The sequence below is a fragment of the Pseudobacteroides cellulosolvens ATCC 35603 = DSM 2933 genome (assembly GCF_001262605.1).
Lineage (GTDB): Bacteria > Bacillota > Clostridia > Acetivibrionales > DSM-2933 > Pseudobacteroides > Pseudobacteroides cellulosolvens.
In genome coordinates this window covers 3,505,714-3,521,815 of sequence record NZ_LGTC01000001.1, presented here as the reverse complement: position 1 = coordinate 3,521,815, position 16,102 = coordinate 3,505,714, and the positions used below count along the sequence as shown (strand labels likewise).

The 16,102-nt window shown below is 34.8% G+C and carries 17 protein-coding genes and 1 pseudogene; 17 read left to right on the top strand and 1 reads right to left on the bottom strand.

Annotated features, from left to right (window positions below; genetic code table 11):
* Nucleotides 1-5: 5 nt before the first annotated feature.
* The 10 genes from Bccel_RS14435 (at nt 6) to Bccel_RS14395 (ending at nt 8,898) form a co-directional block, all read left to right on the top strand.
* Entirely contained in the window at nt 6-527 is a 522-nt protein-coding gene (locus Bccel_RS14435) for a hypothetical protein (RefSeq protein ID WP_028308442.1), read from the top strand.
* Between the two features lie 4 nt (nt 528-531).
* The gene (locus tag Bccel_RS14430) at nt 532-1,632 is read left to right on the top strand and encodes a sigma-70 family RNA polymerase sigma factor (protein WP_028308443.1); all 1,101 of its coding nucleotides are present in this window, start codon (nt 532-534) and stop codon (nt 1,630-1,632) included.
* Between the two features lie 389 nt (nt 1,633-2,021).
* Nucleotides 2,022-3,923: a hypothetical protein gene (locus tag Bccel_RS14425; protein WP_036944778.1), complete on the top strand. Its 1,902-nt coding sequence runs from the start codon at nt 2,022-2,024 to the stop codon at nt 3,921-3,923.
* A 119-nt stretch (nt 3,924-4,042) separates the two neighbouring features.
* A complete protein-coding gene (locus Bccel_RS14420; RefSeq protein ID WP_028308446.1) occupies nt 4,043-5,029 on the top strand; it encodes a helix-turn-helix transcriptional regulator in 987 nt (328 codons plus the stop codon).
* Between the two features lie 98 nt (nt 5,030-5,127).
* On the top strand, nt 5,128-5,457 hold the full coding sequence (locus Bccel_RS14415) for a helix-turn-helix domain-containing protein (protein WP_028308447.1): 330 nt from the start codon (nt 5,128-5,130) through the stop codon (nt 5,455-5,457).
* 220 nt (nt 5,458-5,677) lie between these two features.
* The gene (locus tag Bccel_RS14410) at nt 5,678-6,358 is read left to right on the top strand and encodes a GGDEF domain-containing protein (RefSeq protein ID WP_050753484.1); all 681 of its coding nucleotides are present in this window, start codon (nt 5,678-5,680) and stop codon (nt 6,356-6,358) included.
* A 36-nt stretch (nt 6,359-6,394) separates the two neighbouring features.
* The gene (locus Bccel_RS32110) at nt 6,395-6,523 is read left to right on the top strand and encodes a hypothetical protein (RefSeq protein ID WP_276326169.1); all 129 of its coding nucleotides are present in this window, start codon (nt 6,395-6,397) and stop codon (nt 6,521-6,523) included.
* A 171-nt stretch (nt 6,524-6,694) separates the two neighbouring features.
* On the top strand, nt 6,695-7,999 hold the full coding sequence (locus Bccel_RS14405) for a DUF4139 domain-containing protein (protein WP_028308448.1): 1,305 nt from the start codon (nt 6,695-6,697) through the stop codon (nt 7,997-7,999).
* A 33-nt stretch (nt 8,000-8,032) separates the two neighbouring features.
* Nucleotides 8,033-8,608, top strand: a complete 576-nt coding sequence (locus Bccel_RS14400) for an HD domain-containing protein (protein ID WP_028308449.1) — start codon at nt 8,033-8,035, stop codon at nt 8,606-8,608.
* A gap of 89 nt (nt 8,609-8,697) precedes the next feature.
* The gene (locus Bccel_RS14395; RefSeq protein ID WP_028308450.1) at nt 8,698-8,898 is read left to right on the top strand and encodes a hypothetical protein; all 201 of its coding nucleotides are present in this window, start codon (nt 8,698-8,700) and stop codon (nt 8,896-8,898) included.
* A 202-nt stretch (nt 8,899-9,100) separates the two neighbouring features.
* On the opposite strand, the gene Bccel_RS14390 is transcribed toward Bccel_RS14395, so the two are convergent.
* On the bottom strand, nt 9,101-10,363 hold the full coding sequence (locus Bccel_RS14390) for a transposase (protein WP_242857015.1): 1,263 nt from the start codon (nt 10,361-10,363) through the stop codon (nt 9,101-9,103).
* A gap of 198 nt (nt 10,364-10,561) precedes the next feature.
* On the opposite strand from Bccel_RS14390, the gene Bccel_RS14385 reads away from it, so the two are divergent.
* The 7 genes and pseudogenes from Bccel_RS14385 to Bccel_RS32830 all read left to right on the top strand — a co-directional run bounded on the left by Bccel_RS14385 (nt 10,562) and on the right by Bccel_RS32830 (nt 16,100).
* Nucleotides 10,562-11,401 carry a hypothetical protein gene (locus Bccel_RS14385; RefSeq protein WP_028308451.1) on the top strand — a complete coding sequence of 280 codons (840 nt, stop codon included), beginning with the start codon at nt 10,562-10,564 and terminating at the stop codon, nt 11,399-11,401.
* Complete coding sequence (locus Bccel_RS14380; RefSeq protein WP_028308452.1) at nt 11,398-11,931, top strand: hypothetical protein; 534 nt, start codon at nt 11,398-11,400, stop codon at nt 11,929-11,931. The genes Bccel_RS14385 and Bccel_RS14380 overlap by 4 nt, the downstream gene beginning before the upstream one ends.
* A gap of 29 nt (nt 11,932-11,960) precedes the next feature.
* Entirely contained in the window at nt 11,961-12,359 is a 399-nt protein-coding gene (locus Bccel_RS14375; protein ID WP_050753483.1) for a hypothetical protein, read from the top strand.
* Between the two features lie 50 nt (nt 12,360-12,409).
* Nucleotides 12,410-12,829: pseudogene (locus Bccel_RS14370) on the top strand (GTP pyrophosphokinase); the annotation flags it as partial.
* Between the two features lie 312 nt (nt 12,830-13,141).
* Nucleotides 13,142-13,432: a helix-turn-helix transcriptional regulator gene (locus Bccel_RS14365; protein WP_028308453.1), complete on the top strand. Its 291-nt coding sequence runs from the start codon at nt 13,142-13,144 to the stop codon at nt 13,430-13,432.
* A gap of 81 nt (nt 13,433-13,513) precedes the next feature.
* Nucleotides 13,514-14,509, top strand: a complete 996-nt coding sequence (locus Bccel_RS14360) for a helix-turn-helix transcriptional regulator (RefSeq protein ID WP_081927162.1) — start codon at nt 13,514-13,516, stop codon at nt 14,507-14,509.
* Nucleotides 14,510-14,540: 31 nt separating this feature from the next.
* Entirely contained in the window at nt 14,541-16,100 is a 1,560-nt protein-coding gene (locus tag Bccel_RS32830; protein ID WP_035269287.1) for a hypothetical protein, read from the top strand.
* The last annotated feature ends 2 nt before the right edge of the window (nt 16,101-16,102 follow it).

The following is a 16,102-nucleotide window of genomic DNA, read 5'->3' as shown; positions in this document are numbered from 1 at the left end:
TAGAAATGTTTGATAAAGAATATTCTTTCAGAGGTATACACGCCGAAAGAGTAATTAAACTTACAGCTAAATTTGATAGAGATAATCAATTATTTGCAAGGAACCTTGATGTTTACATGGTTGCGCCCATTATAGGATTTTTATATGGTCGCAAAGCTGATTTAGACAAAGGTACAGAAACCACCAAAATATTTCCGGATATTCTAATACGTGAACAGCCAAATCTCAAGTTTAATTATAGGCTGATAATGCTTTTAGATAAGGAAAATGAGCCGAATTTTGACGAACGTATGAATAAGGCGTTTCGATATTATGGTAGTGAAAAGGCGCAGTGCGATGAGCAATTATATGAACAGTATGTACGTGGCGGTGTTGATGTATTATATGAAAAACTCATTGAAACTGCCAGTAACAGTGATGATTACCTAAAAAATCTCTATGATTTTTTGGAAGAATTTGATGAGCGTTATAACCAAGCTATTAGCACTGATAGTATCTTGGATTTATGCCGTTTAGCAAGAAGTTAAAGCTATGGCAAGTATATCTGTGCATCAGGAGATAATTGAAAAACTACATAGAGCCTATAAAATCAAAGGATACGTTACTGAGGAAAGTGTTTTTGATGCAATTATAGAGCATGATTTACCTTTGGATGAAGTGGATTATGTATGTGATCATCTTCTTTCTATGGGTGTGATAATACGTGATGCTTCTATTGAAAATTCGGATGATGACGAAGATGATTATGATCGTAGCCAAACCGATTACGATAAGCTATTTCAAGAGGTTGTGGAGATTGATAAGAGTTTAGCTCCTTTTATTGATGAGATACGTCAAATAAAACCTCCACAACATCGGGAATGGCAGAATTTGATGCCACAAGCTAAGAGTGATAATCTTTATGCAAAGCAGCGCATTATTGAAATGTATTTACGAACTGTTGTCAAAATCGCTTTGTGGCATCATCAAAAGTATAAAATCCCTTTGGCTGAGACAATACAAGATGGATGTGTAGGTTTAGTCATTGCTTTAGATAAGTATGAGGTTGGCAGGCAAGATAAATTTTCAACTTATGCTCCCTGGTGGATAAGGCAAAATATAATTCGAGCAGCTCCGGCATTAAATCCGCTGATGTACATACCTGTTCATGTAAAGGACAAATTGTTCAGTATATATGACATACTTGAACAGTGTTATCACTGCAATCAATGTGACTGTAATAAGATTTGTTCAGAGGTGTTAAAGGCAGTATCAGAAAAACTGGGTTGCAGTGAAGATGAAGCGGAAGAATATATTAATTATCTTAATACCTTTGAGAGTATTGAGGAACTGATAGAAAAAGATGAATCTTTTTTCTATGATGGTTGTGCTGCCGAGGAACAAATATTTATCAATTTAAATAAAAAAGAATTGAAAAGTACCGTTGCGAAAATATTGCAAACGTTAAAACCTCGTGAAGAAAAAGTTATTTTACTGCGGTTTGGATTTATTGACGGAAAAGAATGGACATTGGAGGAAGTCGGAAATGAGTTTGGATTGACACGAGAGCGCATTAGACAAATTGAAAAAAAGGCTTTTGGGAAACTACGGCATGCAAGCAGAAGTAAAATACTAAAATGGTTTGTGGAATAGATCAGGGGTTGAAAACACAATCCGTTTTATTGGACACCTCTTGTGATATTATGGTATCATTAGAGGTGTAATTATTTGGAATAATGTTGTAATTATAGGGGGCAGCTATGGCAAAAAGCTCTAACCAGAAGTTGAAAATAATCTACTTCTCAATATAGCACTTTCATTGGTGTAAGTGGTTTATCTTGTAATGTAAGGAAAATGGGTCTGTGTGCAAAAAAGTGGAAAATTTGCACGATTGGGACAAAATGCAGTTCTCCAGTTAAGGGCCTATCAACAACCACCAAGGGTTTTGTGTTTTGAATTTTCTAAAGCAGAGGCATTAGGAACGTGATTATTGCGGTTTGTTGCAAGCTGAATGAGCTTGCTGTATAGGGAGGCAAGGTAAATTGGGTAAGGAGAGTCTTGTTAAGAAGATTAAATCTGCAATTTCTAATGAGAATATAGATGACCTTGAAAATTTATTTAGTCAAGTAAGCTCAATGAAAGATGTTAAACTAATAAATTCAAATAAAATATTCATTAAAATTCTTCAAAATCAAAACCTTAGTTATTACTTTACAAGGTTTACAGGAACATATTTAATGGCTATAAATAAATTTTCTAAAAAAGATTCTGTTCACCAAATGATGTTTATAGAATTTGTTATAAAAGTATTTGAAATTTCAAAAGCTATAAATAATATTTTTACGGATATAATGAGGTCTTCTTTTAATAGCTCTCTTAGTTGTTTTGTAGTATCGTTATCACTTTGGAGAGATAAGGCTGAATCAAACTTTGCAGTTAATAATGAGAGTTTATCAAATTTTATGGAATCAAGAGGAAGGTTAATTGATTTTGAATTTTTTATAGATTATATGTTTGAAATAGCATATATTCACCTTTGCAATGATTTATATGATGATCATATCAAGGAAAAAGCTATTTACTGGAATGAAAAGAATTATGATGAAAGAACAATGAATAAACTATATAACTTTGCCGCGACATATCATTCTTTATATAATCTATTTGATAAGGTGTCTTTTGGAGAGTATGAAATACAAAGTTTATCCTTTGACGAAGATAATGATTGTCTAAATATTAGATTGCAATATGCCGATAAGCAATTTCTGAAAGTAAAATACGCCGGATTAAGGCAAGGAGTAATTTCACAACCCCATATACCTTCTCTATTTAGTCCAATAATTGAGATGATAAAAGATTCTGTTTATCCATTAGGAAAAGAGAGGGGTTTAACAAAAAAACAAATAGATAACATAGTTGAATTGATATCTCTACAGTTATCATTTGATGTCGATGAATTACTATTAACAGCACAATCTGTAAGTTTTCAAAAATCTTTGTATGTTTTATCGTTAATAACGATGTTTTGTTTTATAGAAAGAGAAAGGGCAAAATTAAGTAATTGCATCTTTGATAAATACTATACTATTATTGATTGTAACATAATAAAAAGGTACTTTTCTGACATAGGATTTATTTCGGAAGAAGAATTCCAACAAATTTTTAATGGAATAGTTACTATAAATAATAAGCAACCTACAATATATAGCAAACTAATTTCACTTTCTTTATTAAATACTGGAGACGGTAATTGTATATATTTACATCCAATAAAACTTAGTTTGACTGGCTTCTATAATCCAATATTTAACTACGCTACACAACGTTATTCAAAGAAAAAGAATAGTAATTCAGGAGAAATCGTACAACAATTCGGCCAAGAATATAATAATTTGATAAAACAGATTGCTGAGAATAATGAATTTAAAATATTAGAATGTGACTATAAAATAAAAGAAAATCATCATGTTAAAACGGATGTAGACATAATTGCAAAATATTTAGATGTTCTGTTTTTATTACAAGTAAAATCAGTAATATCTTCTATTGATATTTATTCTCATTTTAAGGCTAAAATGAGAATTGAAGAGGGAATTGACCAAGCTGATATATCTTTAAGATACATTAATTTGAATTCTAACATTTTTCGTAATTTAATGCACAAGCATGAAATAAAGGAGAACGAAATTAATCATGTAATATCAATTGTAGTAACCAATAATAAGTTATTTAATGGCTGGTTTAAGAATAATACTATTGTAATATCAGCTGAACAATGGAGTTACTTTTGTTCTGAAGCGAAAAAATTTACTGAAAGTAGTAAAGTTCTGGAGTTGCTTAAAAAACCTGTGGCATTGTATAGACATGAAAGTGAACTACAAATACAAATAAGAGATGATAATTATTTTGGTATGCTTAAAGCGGAATATGAAGATATGTATTGATGAATTAATTGACAATAAGTTTATTAGTGGGCGTTTTATTGGACACCTCTTGTGATATTATGATATCATTGGAGGTGTAATTATTTGGAATAATGTTGCAATTATAGGGGGGTGCAGTTATGGCAAAAAGCTCTAACCAGAAGTTGAAAATTCTTTACATAATGAAAATGCTTCTTGAAAAAACGGATGAAGAAAATACAATGACAATTAATGATATGATAGCAGAACTTGAACGCTACGGCATTACTGCTGAGCGAAAATCCATATATGACGATATAGATGCCTTACGGCATTATGGAATAGATATTACTACTCGGAAATCAAAAACTACGGAGTATTTTGTGGCAAGCCGTGTCTTTGAATTGCCGGAATTAAAACTATTGGTTGATGCTGTTCAATGTTCAAAATTTGTTACATATAAAAAGAGTAATGAACTTATAAAAAAGATCGAGAGCTTGGCAAGCTCTCATCAAGCTGCATTGCTTCATCGCCAAGTTTATGTGGCAAACAGGGTTAAGGCTATAAATGAAAACATTTATTATAATGTGGACAGGCTTCATGTAGCAATTGCAGAGAACAAGCAGGTATCTTTTAAGTATTTTGACTACGATATCAAAAAAGAAAAGAGATATCGAAAGAATGGAGAACTTTATTTTGTAAGTCCTTATGCTTTATCCTGGGATGATGAAAATTATTATCTGATTACTTTCTCGGAAAAATATAATGACTTTACACATTATCGAGTTGACAGGATGACGAATATAGAAATCGTAGATCAGCCCAGAGCGATGCTGCCGGACAATGAGCAATTTAACATTGTTGACTATTCAAAAAAAGTATTCAATATGTTCGGAGGAGAAGAAGAGACGGTAAAATTAAAGTTCGACAATTCCCTTGTTAATGCGGTCATCGATCGTTTTGGAAAGGATGTTAGTTTAGACAAAGTTGATGACAATAGCTTTTCAATTAGAATAAACGTTGCAATTAGTTCTACCTTTTTTGCATGGTTAGCACAGTTTGGAAATAAAGTGAAGATATTATCTCCGGAGAGCGTTATTGAAAAATACAAAAACTCTATTCAGGAGATTTTAGAACAATACAAATAAGAGGGTGGAATGTGACCATATAGTAAATAGTTGTGTTTACCAATGGACTGTTTTTATTTCAAAAACTTCCCTGTATGTTTATTACAGGGGGTTGAGACATGGACTATAAGGCTATTGGAGAAAGAATAAAACAGGAACGAAACAAAATGGGACTTACACAGTTTCAACTTGCGGAAAAAGTTGATATATCTCCACAATACGAGGGCAAGATAGAGCGAGGAGAAAAGCGATTTTCATTCGAGACTTTTTTAAATCTGTCGATTGCTTTAAATACAACTCTTGATTATCTTGCGTTTGGCCATAGAGATAGTGCTAAAAGTCCTGAAAGGTTAGAAATGGAGCTATTAGCCAATAAATTATCGGAAGGGCAAATAAGTTTGCTGAACGATATTATTCGAGCCATGTTAGTTCACAAAAACAGGGATTAAAATAGGGGTAGAACACACAACGGTAGGTAGTCTACCCTTATTTTATATATACTATGTGCACTATTGGTAATAATTAATATTTACTCATAGGGAATTTAAATATAAAATATAAAGTAAATAAATGCTAATACCTGTAAAAAGTTATTGGAATGTTTCAGATAAATAAAGTAAAATATTGTAAATGAATAGGGGGAATAGGTAAGTGAGGTGGTCATTTTATATGAGGAATGCTTTGTATAGGAATATTCCTATTTATATAGGTCTAGGGGGACTGTTAATAAGTTTTATTGTTTGCTTTGTTTATTACAGCATACAACCAACCTTCTATAATTATTTTTGGATAAGTGTTATTGTATTTTCAACTGTTATTAGTGTATTCTGCGGCCTATGGATAAAAAACATAATATATTATGCCTATAAAGACCCACTCACGGATCTTTTTAACCGTAGATACCTCTATGAAAAATTAGAATCAGAGTTAAAAAGACTGAATCGTTCAAAAACTGCACTTTCATTAGTCATAATAGATATTGACCATTTTAAAAGAGTAAATGACAAATACGGGCACTTGGCTGGGGACAAGCTCCTCACACGGGTTTCGGAAGTTTTCAAAGCAAATTCCAGGGAGATTGATACTATTGCACGATGGGGAGGCGAAGAGTTTGCCATTATCCTTCCTGACACAGATAGCCAAGGAGCATTAAAATATGCGGAGAGGTTAAGAAAGGCAATAGAGAAATCCGAAAAATGTTTTGGTGCTACTGTGTGTATTGGAGTAGCAACAACTGATAAACCAATTGCTATAGATATTTTATTTGCAGAAGCAGATAAGGCACTATTTCAAGCAAAATCAGTTAGGAATAAGGTTGTAGGAGCAAATTTTCCATTATGTGAAATTTAAAATCATATAAATTAACATAGATGGGGGGATTAGGTTTTGCAGTATAAGGAAACAATGCAGTTGTTGGAAGCACTAAAACAACACCCTGTTCAAGGCACACTTATCATTCTGTTAATAATTGTGCTTCTTGCATTCTTGATTTATCTTGATAAAAAGAAAAGATAGTTTTTCAATGAGAAAGAGAGGGCATCCCTCTCTCTTTTGCTATAACAGAAGTTTTCTGTGCAGGCTTAGCAGCTTATTGATATTGTTAAAACAGAATAGAATATAAATTTACTGTCCGTTTTATTGTACATATTATTTGATATAATTTGTTATAAAGGAAGGTGTTGGATCATGAAAAAAATATCTACTGCAACTGATACAAAAGACATTTCATTGACTATTTACAATGGAGGATTCGGCGCTGTCAAGGAAACACGTGTCGTAAGCCTTACAGGAGCTGAGACTGAGCTGATTTTTGCTGATGTAGCACAGCAGATTGAAACGGATTCTCTCCTGGTGCAAGGCCTGAATATATTGGAGTTCAATTATGATTATGACTTGGTTGATAGGGATAAGCTCCTTAAAAAGTATATTGATAAGGAAGTCTATCTAAAGGACCGGAAGACTGGTGAAAAGAAGAGCTGCCGTCTTTTATCGGTTGAGAGTGCTGGAAGATGTGTATTAGAGGATAATGTTACAAAGGAGATATATATTGATGCCCAGGCAGAAATTGTTCTTCCTTCTTTACCATCAGGACTTATCGTAAAGCCTGCTCTTGTATGGAAGATTGGGAAGTCAACATCTGAATATGTTAAGGTGTCCTATCTTAGCAAGGGTTTCAATTGGAATGCGAACTATGTCGTAGAAATTTTGGAGAAAACCTTAAACATTGCAGGCTGGGCAGAAATTGAAAATCAAAGTGGTGCAACGTTTGAAAATGCCAAAATAAAACTTATTGCCGGAGATGTCAACAGAATTCAGGACGATACCTATGACATAGAAGAACGCATGTATATTTGTGAGTCCTCTGCTGCACCTCAAGCTGAGGAAAAAGCTTTCTTTGATTATCACATGTACACATTAGTAAATCCCGCAACACTGAAAGATAATCAGACCAAGCAAATCAATATTTTAAATGGTCTAAGTATACCTTATAAAAAATATTACAAGCTCAACATGAGTGAAGAAAAGGCAAATGTAATTATTGAGTTTACAAATAAGAAAGAGTGTGGCTTGGGTTACGCCATACCCAAGGGGAAAATCAAACTGTATAAAGCTGATGAAGCAGACAATTCTCTTGAGTTCATTGGTGAGGATAGTATAGGGCATACCCCAAAGGATGAAGATATTAAGCTCACCATCGGTAATGCGTTTGACATCACCTTTGATTTCAATGAAGTTGATCGAAAGAAAATAAACGGATTTGAACATTACAAATATGAGTGCATTATTAAGAACCATAAGGAAGAAGCTGCGGAAGTGCATTTTGAACATTATGCCTGGGGTATATGGGAAATGGTTTATGCAACACATGAGTATTCAAAGAAAACATCGGGGCTTATTGAATTCTCTGTTAATGTACCGGCTGACAGTGAAGTAAAGGTAGAATTTGAATATAAAATCGACCGGCGTACAGAGGTTATTGTTAAAAAGTAATACACTCGAAATTACATTGTGAGGACCGTTGTTATGAAAAAAAGTGTATCGGAAAGATATAAAGATTTAAAATCCATTGTTATAGAGCGAAAAGAACAATTTGATAGGGTAATAAACTTCATCGAGAAAGAAACCGCTTGGCTAACAGCACCTGCAAGCACGAAATACCATCTCTGCAAAGAGGGTGGTCTTTTAGAGCACTCGGTAAATGTTGCTGAAACTATGTTGAAGATCAAGTCTGCAATTGCACCGGAAATAAGTGATGAGAGCTGCGTCATAGTAGCATTGTTGCATGATTTAGGTAAAGTGGGTATGCCGGGAAATCCACAGTATCTTATAAATGAACCTTCAGAAAAGCAGAAAAAGTACGGATACAAACCGGATTATCCATATCGTTTTAATTCTGAACTTACATATTTGAGTGTACCGGTTAGAAGTATATATTTGGCGCTTCAGCACATCAACCTTACAGAGGAAGAAGTGCAGGCAATTGTCTATCACGATGGACAATATGTGGAGGATAACCGTTCCTGCGCTACCCATGAGGAACGGCTCACGCTGCTTTTGCAGTATGCCGATAGCTGGAGTGGGTTTGTAATTGAGAAATAAAAGACCAGCTAATAAAAGTCAAGAGTTTTTAAGAAAAAAATTTAAGAATTTTTGAAAACTCCTGACAGTGAAAAAAGAGGGTGATAATAATGAAGTTCGGTATGAGAAAACCAAGTATTAAAAAGAGTATTGCGGCAAGAACGAGTGTAAAAAGATATATACGCCACAGCTTAGGAGTGAAAGCTCCAAGAGGATGGGGTTGGATTTCAAACCCTAAAAAAGCCCTATATAACAAGGTCTACCGTAAAACCACATTTAGTATATTTGATATTTTTAAGTTTTTTAAATAATAAAACCTATTTTGAGCTTTTTCTTTTGCATATCTGAGTATAGGGATGAGCATAATTGATGATTTTAAGGCGGAAGTCTTGAAATAGATGGTAATTAGTGTAAGATGAACATTGACAACTCAATCCAAACCCAGTGAAAAGGCTGGCGGACAGTAAAAATTGCATAACAATGCCCGAGTGTTAGGTGATGAATGACTTGAAATTAAGCAGATATTTTGAAATTTCTGAGTGATTTCATGCAATCAATCTTTTTCGATTTAGCTGCCGCTACAGCGAGGGCCAGTAAGCAGATATGGCCAACGGTATTAAGATTTTCTACAGACGCCATGTTACGGACTGAAGCTTTATCAGTATTGAGATTCTTCCATCTGGAATTATAGCGTTCGGATTCAGTCCTTAGGGAATAGATGGACTTAAAATACTTAGAATCTCTATTGATGGAAGCCCTGTAATCAGAACCTGTTGAAATATACTTTATGCAGCCTCTTCTTTTCGCACCGTTGAAGTATTTAGGATGATTACAGGGGCAAGCAGAATCATCTTTAGAAGAATGAAAAGGGCATCGGAATTTTTGCTTGATATAGCCTTTGAGATATTGGCGGCCGTCCTTTTGCATAGCGAAGCCGGCGTCACATATGGGATTCCCACAGATAAGGGTCTTGCGATTTTTCTTTGATCCTCTTTGATTTAAGGGAATAAAGCAATGCCCACGAAGTTCATCATGTACGAAATTGTAGATATCCCTGATATCATAGCCTTTGTCAGCAATGAGGAAAGTTTCGTTAAGAGGAAGCCAGGAATGAGTGTCCTTAAGTAGCGGAATTGCAATTTCTCCATCGGTGATATTGGCAGTAGTAGTGACTTCAGCGATAGGTAGGCCTGTGATGGCATCTACAAGGATATGATTTTTGTAGCCCCAGTAGAACTCATAGTTTTTCTCATTATAGGCGTTACTGGCAGTTCTTACGCCGAGCTTGCAGTCTTTATCGGACTTCGGCAGGATGGATTTATCAAAACGGGATTTGTCAAAGGACTTGGAATTATTCTTTGAGGTATTGGCCTCAATAGAAGTAGAATCAAGAGATACAAAGCTGCCGTCAATAAACCCCAGAGAAACAAGAGCCTTGACCTGGGACTGCATAACGGCGGAAAACCACTTGTGAGCGGTGTTTTTGATAAAACGTCTGTAAGTCCAGTAGGAAGGCAACTTCCTGGTTATGTCGAAGCCGCAGGTATGAGCGATAATCTGGTTGTTGAAGAGATATTCCTGAAGCTGAGTAATTTCAGAAAATTTCTCGCACTTCATGACCATGAAAGCTCTGAATAGTGCGTGCCGCGAGAAACCGTCAGGTCCGGAAACACTTGTATTGACTTCATCGGGGAAATCGGAGAGGTCAAGGGTATCAAATATTTTAGTATAGAATTCAACTTTGGATTGGGGAGTAAACAGATCGATGATGTTCATTATTAATTGTTGATGCATAGGGATTCCTCCTGTTTTTGTAGATTTGTGATTGTGGTAATTACTAAATTCGACATTAATGGGAGGAAATCCTATCATATATTGAGGGATAAACAAATTTTATGTGCATAGAACCCGCCTATTCCAATGGGTTCGGGTTATGCACAAGGCTATATCTGAGTATCCATTGGGGGTGATTATTTGATACAAGCCGTACTTGAAGGCAAATCGTTAGGTTATGAGTATACGGAGGATATCCTTACTTCAACAGTTTTTGGCACTCTAAAATATCTAAGGCCAGACATGATATTGATTCCTTTTATTGAGTCTGCGTTTTTATATAACGAGGAAAGAACAACTTTTTGGGAAAAGCTAAATTCAGAAGGAATTGAGCTGAGATGTTACCGGGAAGTAGAGTATGTATTCTGGACTTGGAATCAGAATTATGGAGAGCCGGACTTAATCCTTATATTTAGAGACCATGTACATGGTCTTGATGATTTGCTTCTTATTGTTGAAGCTAAATTCAAATCAGGGAAAAGTGGAACAGACGAAAATGATCAATTAGTCCGCTATTTTGAAGCAATAAATAATGATATAGAGAATTTTACTGAATCATCTGTGTCAAGCTTTAAAGGCAAAAAGGGATATATTGTTTATTTAACAGAAGCCGAAGCTTACTCAGACATAATGGCAACTACCAAAATAATACAAAGCAGATATAATCAAATAAAAGAAAATGTATTTCATCTGAGATGGCATCAATTGTACAAAATACTTGAGAAAATGTATCCATTTTATTCATCATTTGAAAAGATTATCGTAGACGACTTGATGAAGTATATGGAAAAGCTCGGGTTGAGAGATTTTTCAGGAATATCTCTACCGGATAAGTCGTTGAATTCGGCTTTTTCATTGCCGTACCCGATTTTTTATAATGATGGAAATAGTTCTGCTGAGAAGAAAACTTATTTTGACCAATTGAACAACTTAGACATTACAATAGAAAAAAATATTTTTTATAGGGGTGAATCAGTGTGAGTGATATTCAAAAGGGCCATCAAATAACATTAGCTTTTCAATATATTCAACAAGTATTTAAAGAATGTCAGCGATTAATATTCAAGATTGACAACCAATTGGCTCCTGAATGGGGAAACTTATATGGTAATAGAATAACAAAGGATGTAAGCGCAAGCTTGCAGGAGGCTGATAGATGGATTGTTGAAGCAATTTTCCGTGTTTATCAAAACAATAAAGATAAACTGGTTAATAAATGCATTACAATCACTTTTTGGGGAGATGAAGTGGAACAACCAATTATTACTGCCGGGAAAATTGTATACTCTGATATTGATAAAAGGGATCATTGGGATTTATGGAATATCTGGTTTTATTGGTCTGGTGCAAGTGAAGACAATAACTATGAATTAGATGGCAAAGTTAATCATTTCCAATCCGAAGAATGCAAACATATTGATGAAGCATATGTTTTCAGTTTGCCACTTATTAGTATTACAGACGACGAAGCATTAATTGAAAAGATCATTAAACCGCTAAAAGAGCTTTAAAATTGGCATGGGAGAGGGTGAGATACCAGATGGAACTAACAGATAATATACGGGCTGTTCTTGAATTCTATTCTTCTCTCGGTAATCATCAAGCCTTCTGTGAATTAAAACACTACAATGGTAATACCGAGGAATATATTTATTCCCGACTGGAGAGAGCAGCCTTTGACCAGCGTGATGGGAACAATGTTGCTGCCTTTTCAAGATATGCCATATGGGCAGATGATGTAAGGTATCTTATAAAAAGTGCTATAGAATCGATTAATGCTCAGGATAAAGAAAGGGCTGTTGAAGAACTTACACTTGCGTTGAATGTTTTGGGTGCGTTTGTAGATATCCAGAATATGTTTGACGCTCAGCCTGGAAGAATGCAGTTTGAAAAACCTGAACAGATTTTAAAGGAGTATAAGGAGTTTAAAAAACTATAGATATAGTTTGCAGTATAATTTTATTGGAAAGATGAAACGGGGTGTTCTAAATGCTTGATAAAGCTATTCGTATCGCAGCTAAGGCGCATGAAGGACAGTTGGACAAGGCTGGGCAGCCATATATACTTCACCCGCTGCGGGTCATGTTTATGCGAAGGAATGAAACGGAAAGAATTTGTGCAGTGTTACATGATACTATTGAGGATTCAGATATTACTATTGAATATTTGAGAAAAGAAGGTTTTTCTGAAGGAGTTCTGATTGCATTAGATGCTCTGACAAAGCGTGAGAATGAAAACTATGATGATTTCATTGGCAGGGTTCTTGAGAATAAAACAGCCTGTAAAGTTAAGTTGGCAGATTTAAGTGATAACATGGATTTATCCCGTATTTCAAATCCTACCCAAGAAGATTATCAAAGAGTAGAAAAATATCGTAAAGCAGCAGACAGGATATTAATGACTATGGATTCTGAGGGTGATGATGAGTATAAAGCCATTAAGGAGATTGAAATAAACGGCTGTGTTTCAGTTCCTCAAAGCTGTTCAGAGGATGAGTTCCTACAAAAGTTTATCGATTTTATTGAAAATAATTATTGGTCATTTGGCGGTGGAGTAAAAGAAATTAATGAGAAGCAGTAGAGATTGGCTCCATAGAGGGCCTATTTTTATTGGTTATCTAAAGTCATTATTTTCAACATTTTATCTATATGTATAGTAAAATGTAAAATTTTATGATATTATTTATGTTGGTAAAATTTAGATTAGCGGGGTGTATGTGTTTTGGAAAACAATAATGTTGCTTTAGCGAGGGAAAAAGTATTAACCAATATGACTGATAATTTAGCAATGCTAAGAACCAAGTTAGGGTTAACACAAGTGCAACTGGCTAACTTAATTGGAGTTTCAAGACACACCATCATGCAAGTCGAGAATAAAAAAGCCAAGTTATCATGGAACACTTTCCTGAGTTTGTTGTTGGTATTTATTAAAAATCCTGAAACTGATAGGTTACTTAATATACTTGAGATATATACGGATGAACTTAACAACGAATTAAAACTAAGATTATAAAGAAATTCTTGAAGAACCCCATTATATGTCTATCTTGGCAGATATAATGATATTGAGCGTGTAAATAGGTTGGTGAAAGATTTGAACTTAGGAATTGATTATAATGGGAATAAAGGTTTTAGATTGCTGAGCATTTATGAGAGGCTAAATAAAGGCGAAGCTATAGAAAAAGCGCAGCTTGCGGACTTTTTTGGTGTTACTCAAAAAACAATACAGAGAGATATTGATGATCTTCGTGCATATTTAGCGGAGACACATATGACAGAAAATGAGGTTGCAATAAAGTATGATAAGACTAGGAATGTTTATTACCTTGTTCGTTTTGAGAGAGAATGGCTCACTAATGAAGAGGTTATGGCACTATGTAAGATTCTATTGGAAAGCCGTGCTTTCTGTAAAGAAGAACTCAATGGCCTTATCAGTAAGTTATTAACACAGGTTGTGCCAAATGATCGTAAAAAGATTGAGAACATGATAAGAAATGAGCTGCATCACTATGTGCCATTACAGCATAAAAAACACCTGTTTTCCATTCTGTGGGAGCTATCACAGTTTATAACCAATAATGAGATAATACAGTTTGATTATACTCGTCAAGACGGTATTACAAAGGAAAGATTAGTAAAGCCAGTAGCTGTATTGTTTTCAGAATACTATTTTTATCTAATAGCTTTTATGGCAGATGGAAGTAAGGATTTCCCTACCACTTTTCGTATAGACCGAATTACAGATTTGAAGGGTATAAAACAGCATTTTAATATCCCATACAAAGACAAGTTCAATGATGGAGAGTTCCGAAAAAGAGTTCAGTTTATGTACTCCGGAGAACTTATGAAAATCCAGTTTAAGTTTTGGGGTCATTCTTTGGAAGCAGTATTGGATCGTCTGCCAACAGCGAAGATTATTGCAGAAGATGGAGAGAAAAAAATTATCGAAGCTGAGGTTTTTGGCATGGGTATAAAAATGTGGTTGTTAAGCCAGAGTGATAACTTGGAAGTGATTAAACCTCAAAGCTTTAGAGAAGAAATCATGTTGAACATAAAGAAAATGTATGAAATTTATGGCTGCGAGTATTAGTGCAGGATATTTGTTTAAAGGAAGTGATTGGATGGAAGAGAAAAAAAAGAAGAATGATGGGTTGAGAGATGCGGCACTTGGAGTTGGTGCGCAAGATGTTGTTGATAAATTTGGAAGTGCCTCAGCAGAATACATAAAAGGATATAAAGGGTCTGTTGATGAAGCAGGAAATATTATATCAAAAGGACTTAGACATATATCGGAATCTAAAGTGAACCCTGATTTTGAGTATCAAAATCTGAAGCAGCAGGCTGGTTTCTCGGCAGAAAGGCATTTTGTAAGCAAAGAGAATGCTGAAAACATTATTAAGGGTAGAGATATTAGGTATAGTCGCTCAAACGATGTGGGTTTAGGGAATGACCAAAGGATTGATGTTCTTGCTGTAGATATTGATGGAAATCCAATCACAGTTAATGGACAGCCCTTGTGGAGTGCACAGATGAAATTTTGTGGTAAATATGAAACACCACAAGAAATTAAAGAAAGCTCAGAAAAATTGGCAAAAGAGCTTGCCGGAGATAAATGGGCTAAATACAGAGGAAACAAGGTTTTAGTTCCTTCTGAACAATATGAGCATGTAAAAAAGTATGCAACCGAAGAAGCTCAAAAACTCCATGAAAAAGCAGCTGAATTTAGACAAAACGGGAATTTTGAAAAAGCGGAGTTGTTGGAACAAAATGCACGGAAGTTTGAACAGGTTGCAGAAGATGTTCAAAATAGCGGGATTAGTAGTAAAGAAGCAATGTTTCTCAGAGAACATGCCAAGTTAGCTACAGCAAAGTATGTGGCTGAAACAGCTAATCGTGCCGGTATTGAACAAGCAAAAACCGGTGCTGTAATTTCAGCTACAATTTCTGTTTCACAAAACATTATCAGTGTAATAAGAGGTGAAAAAGAGATTAAAGAAGCTTTAAAAGATACAGCAATAGATACAGCTAAAGGAGCTGGTACCAGTTACATAATAGGAGCAGGGGGAGCTGCTATAAAAGGAGTTATGCAGACAAGCAGCAACAGTATATTTCAAAATCTTTCAAAAACCAATATGCCCGCTATGATAGCTACGGTATCCCTTCAAGTCGGAAAATCAATTGTTCGTTATGCAAAAGGTGAAATCAATGAAGTTGAGCTTGTAGAGGAGCTTGGTGAAAAAGGGACAGGAATGATGGCAGCAAGCTGGGGTGCAGCAATCGGCACAGCAATATTCCCTGGAGTTGGAACGGTTATTGGTGGAATGATTGGATATATGACATCTTCCACCATATATAAATCAGCTATACAGGTGCTTCAGGAGGAGAGAGTTTCAATTGAAAGAAGAAACAAGATTCATGCATTAACAGAAGCCGCATTAGAAGCTATGAACAAACAAAGAAGAGAATTAAGTATACTAATTGATAACCATTATAAAAATAGGCAAATTCTTTTTGAACAAAGTTTTGAAATGATTGAAAAATCAACTGAAAGTAATAATCTTGAGTTGTTTACTACGGCATTAAATAATATTGCATTAGAGATGGGTAAAGCATTGCAATTTAAGGATTTTAATGAGTTTGACACATTTATGCGTAATAAAAACATGGCACTCGAATTCTAAAA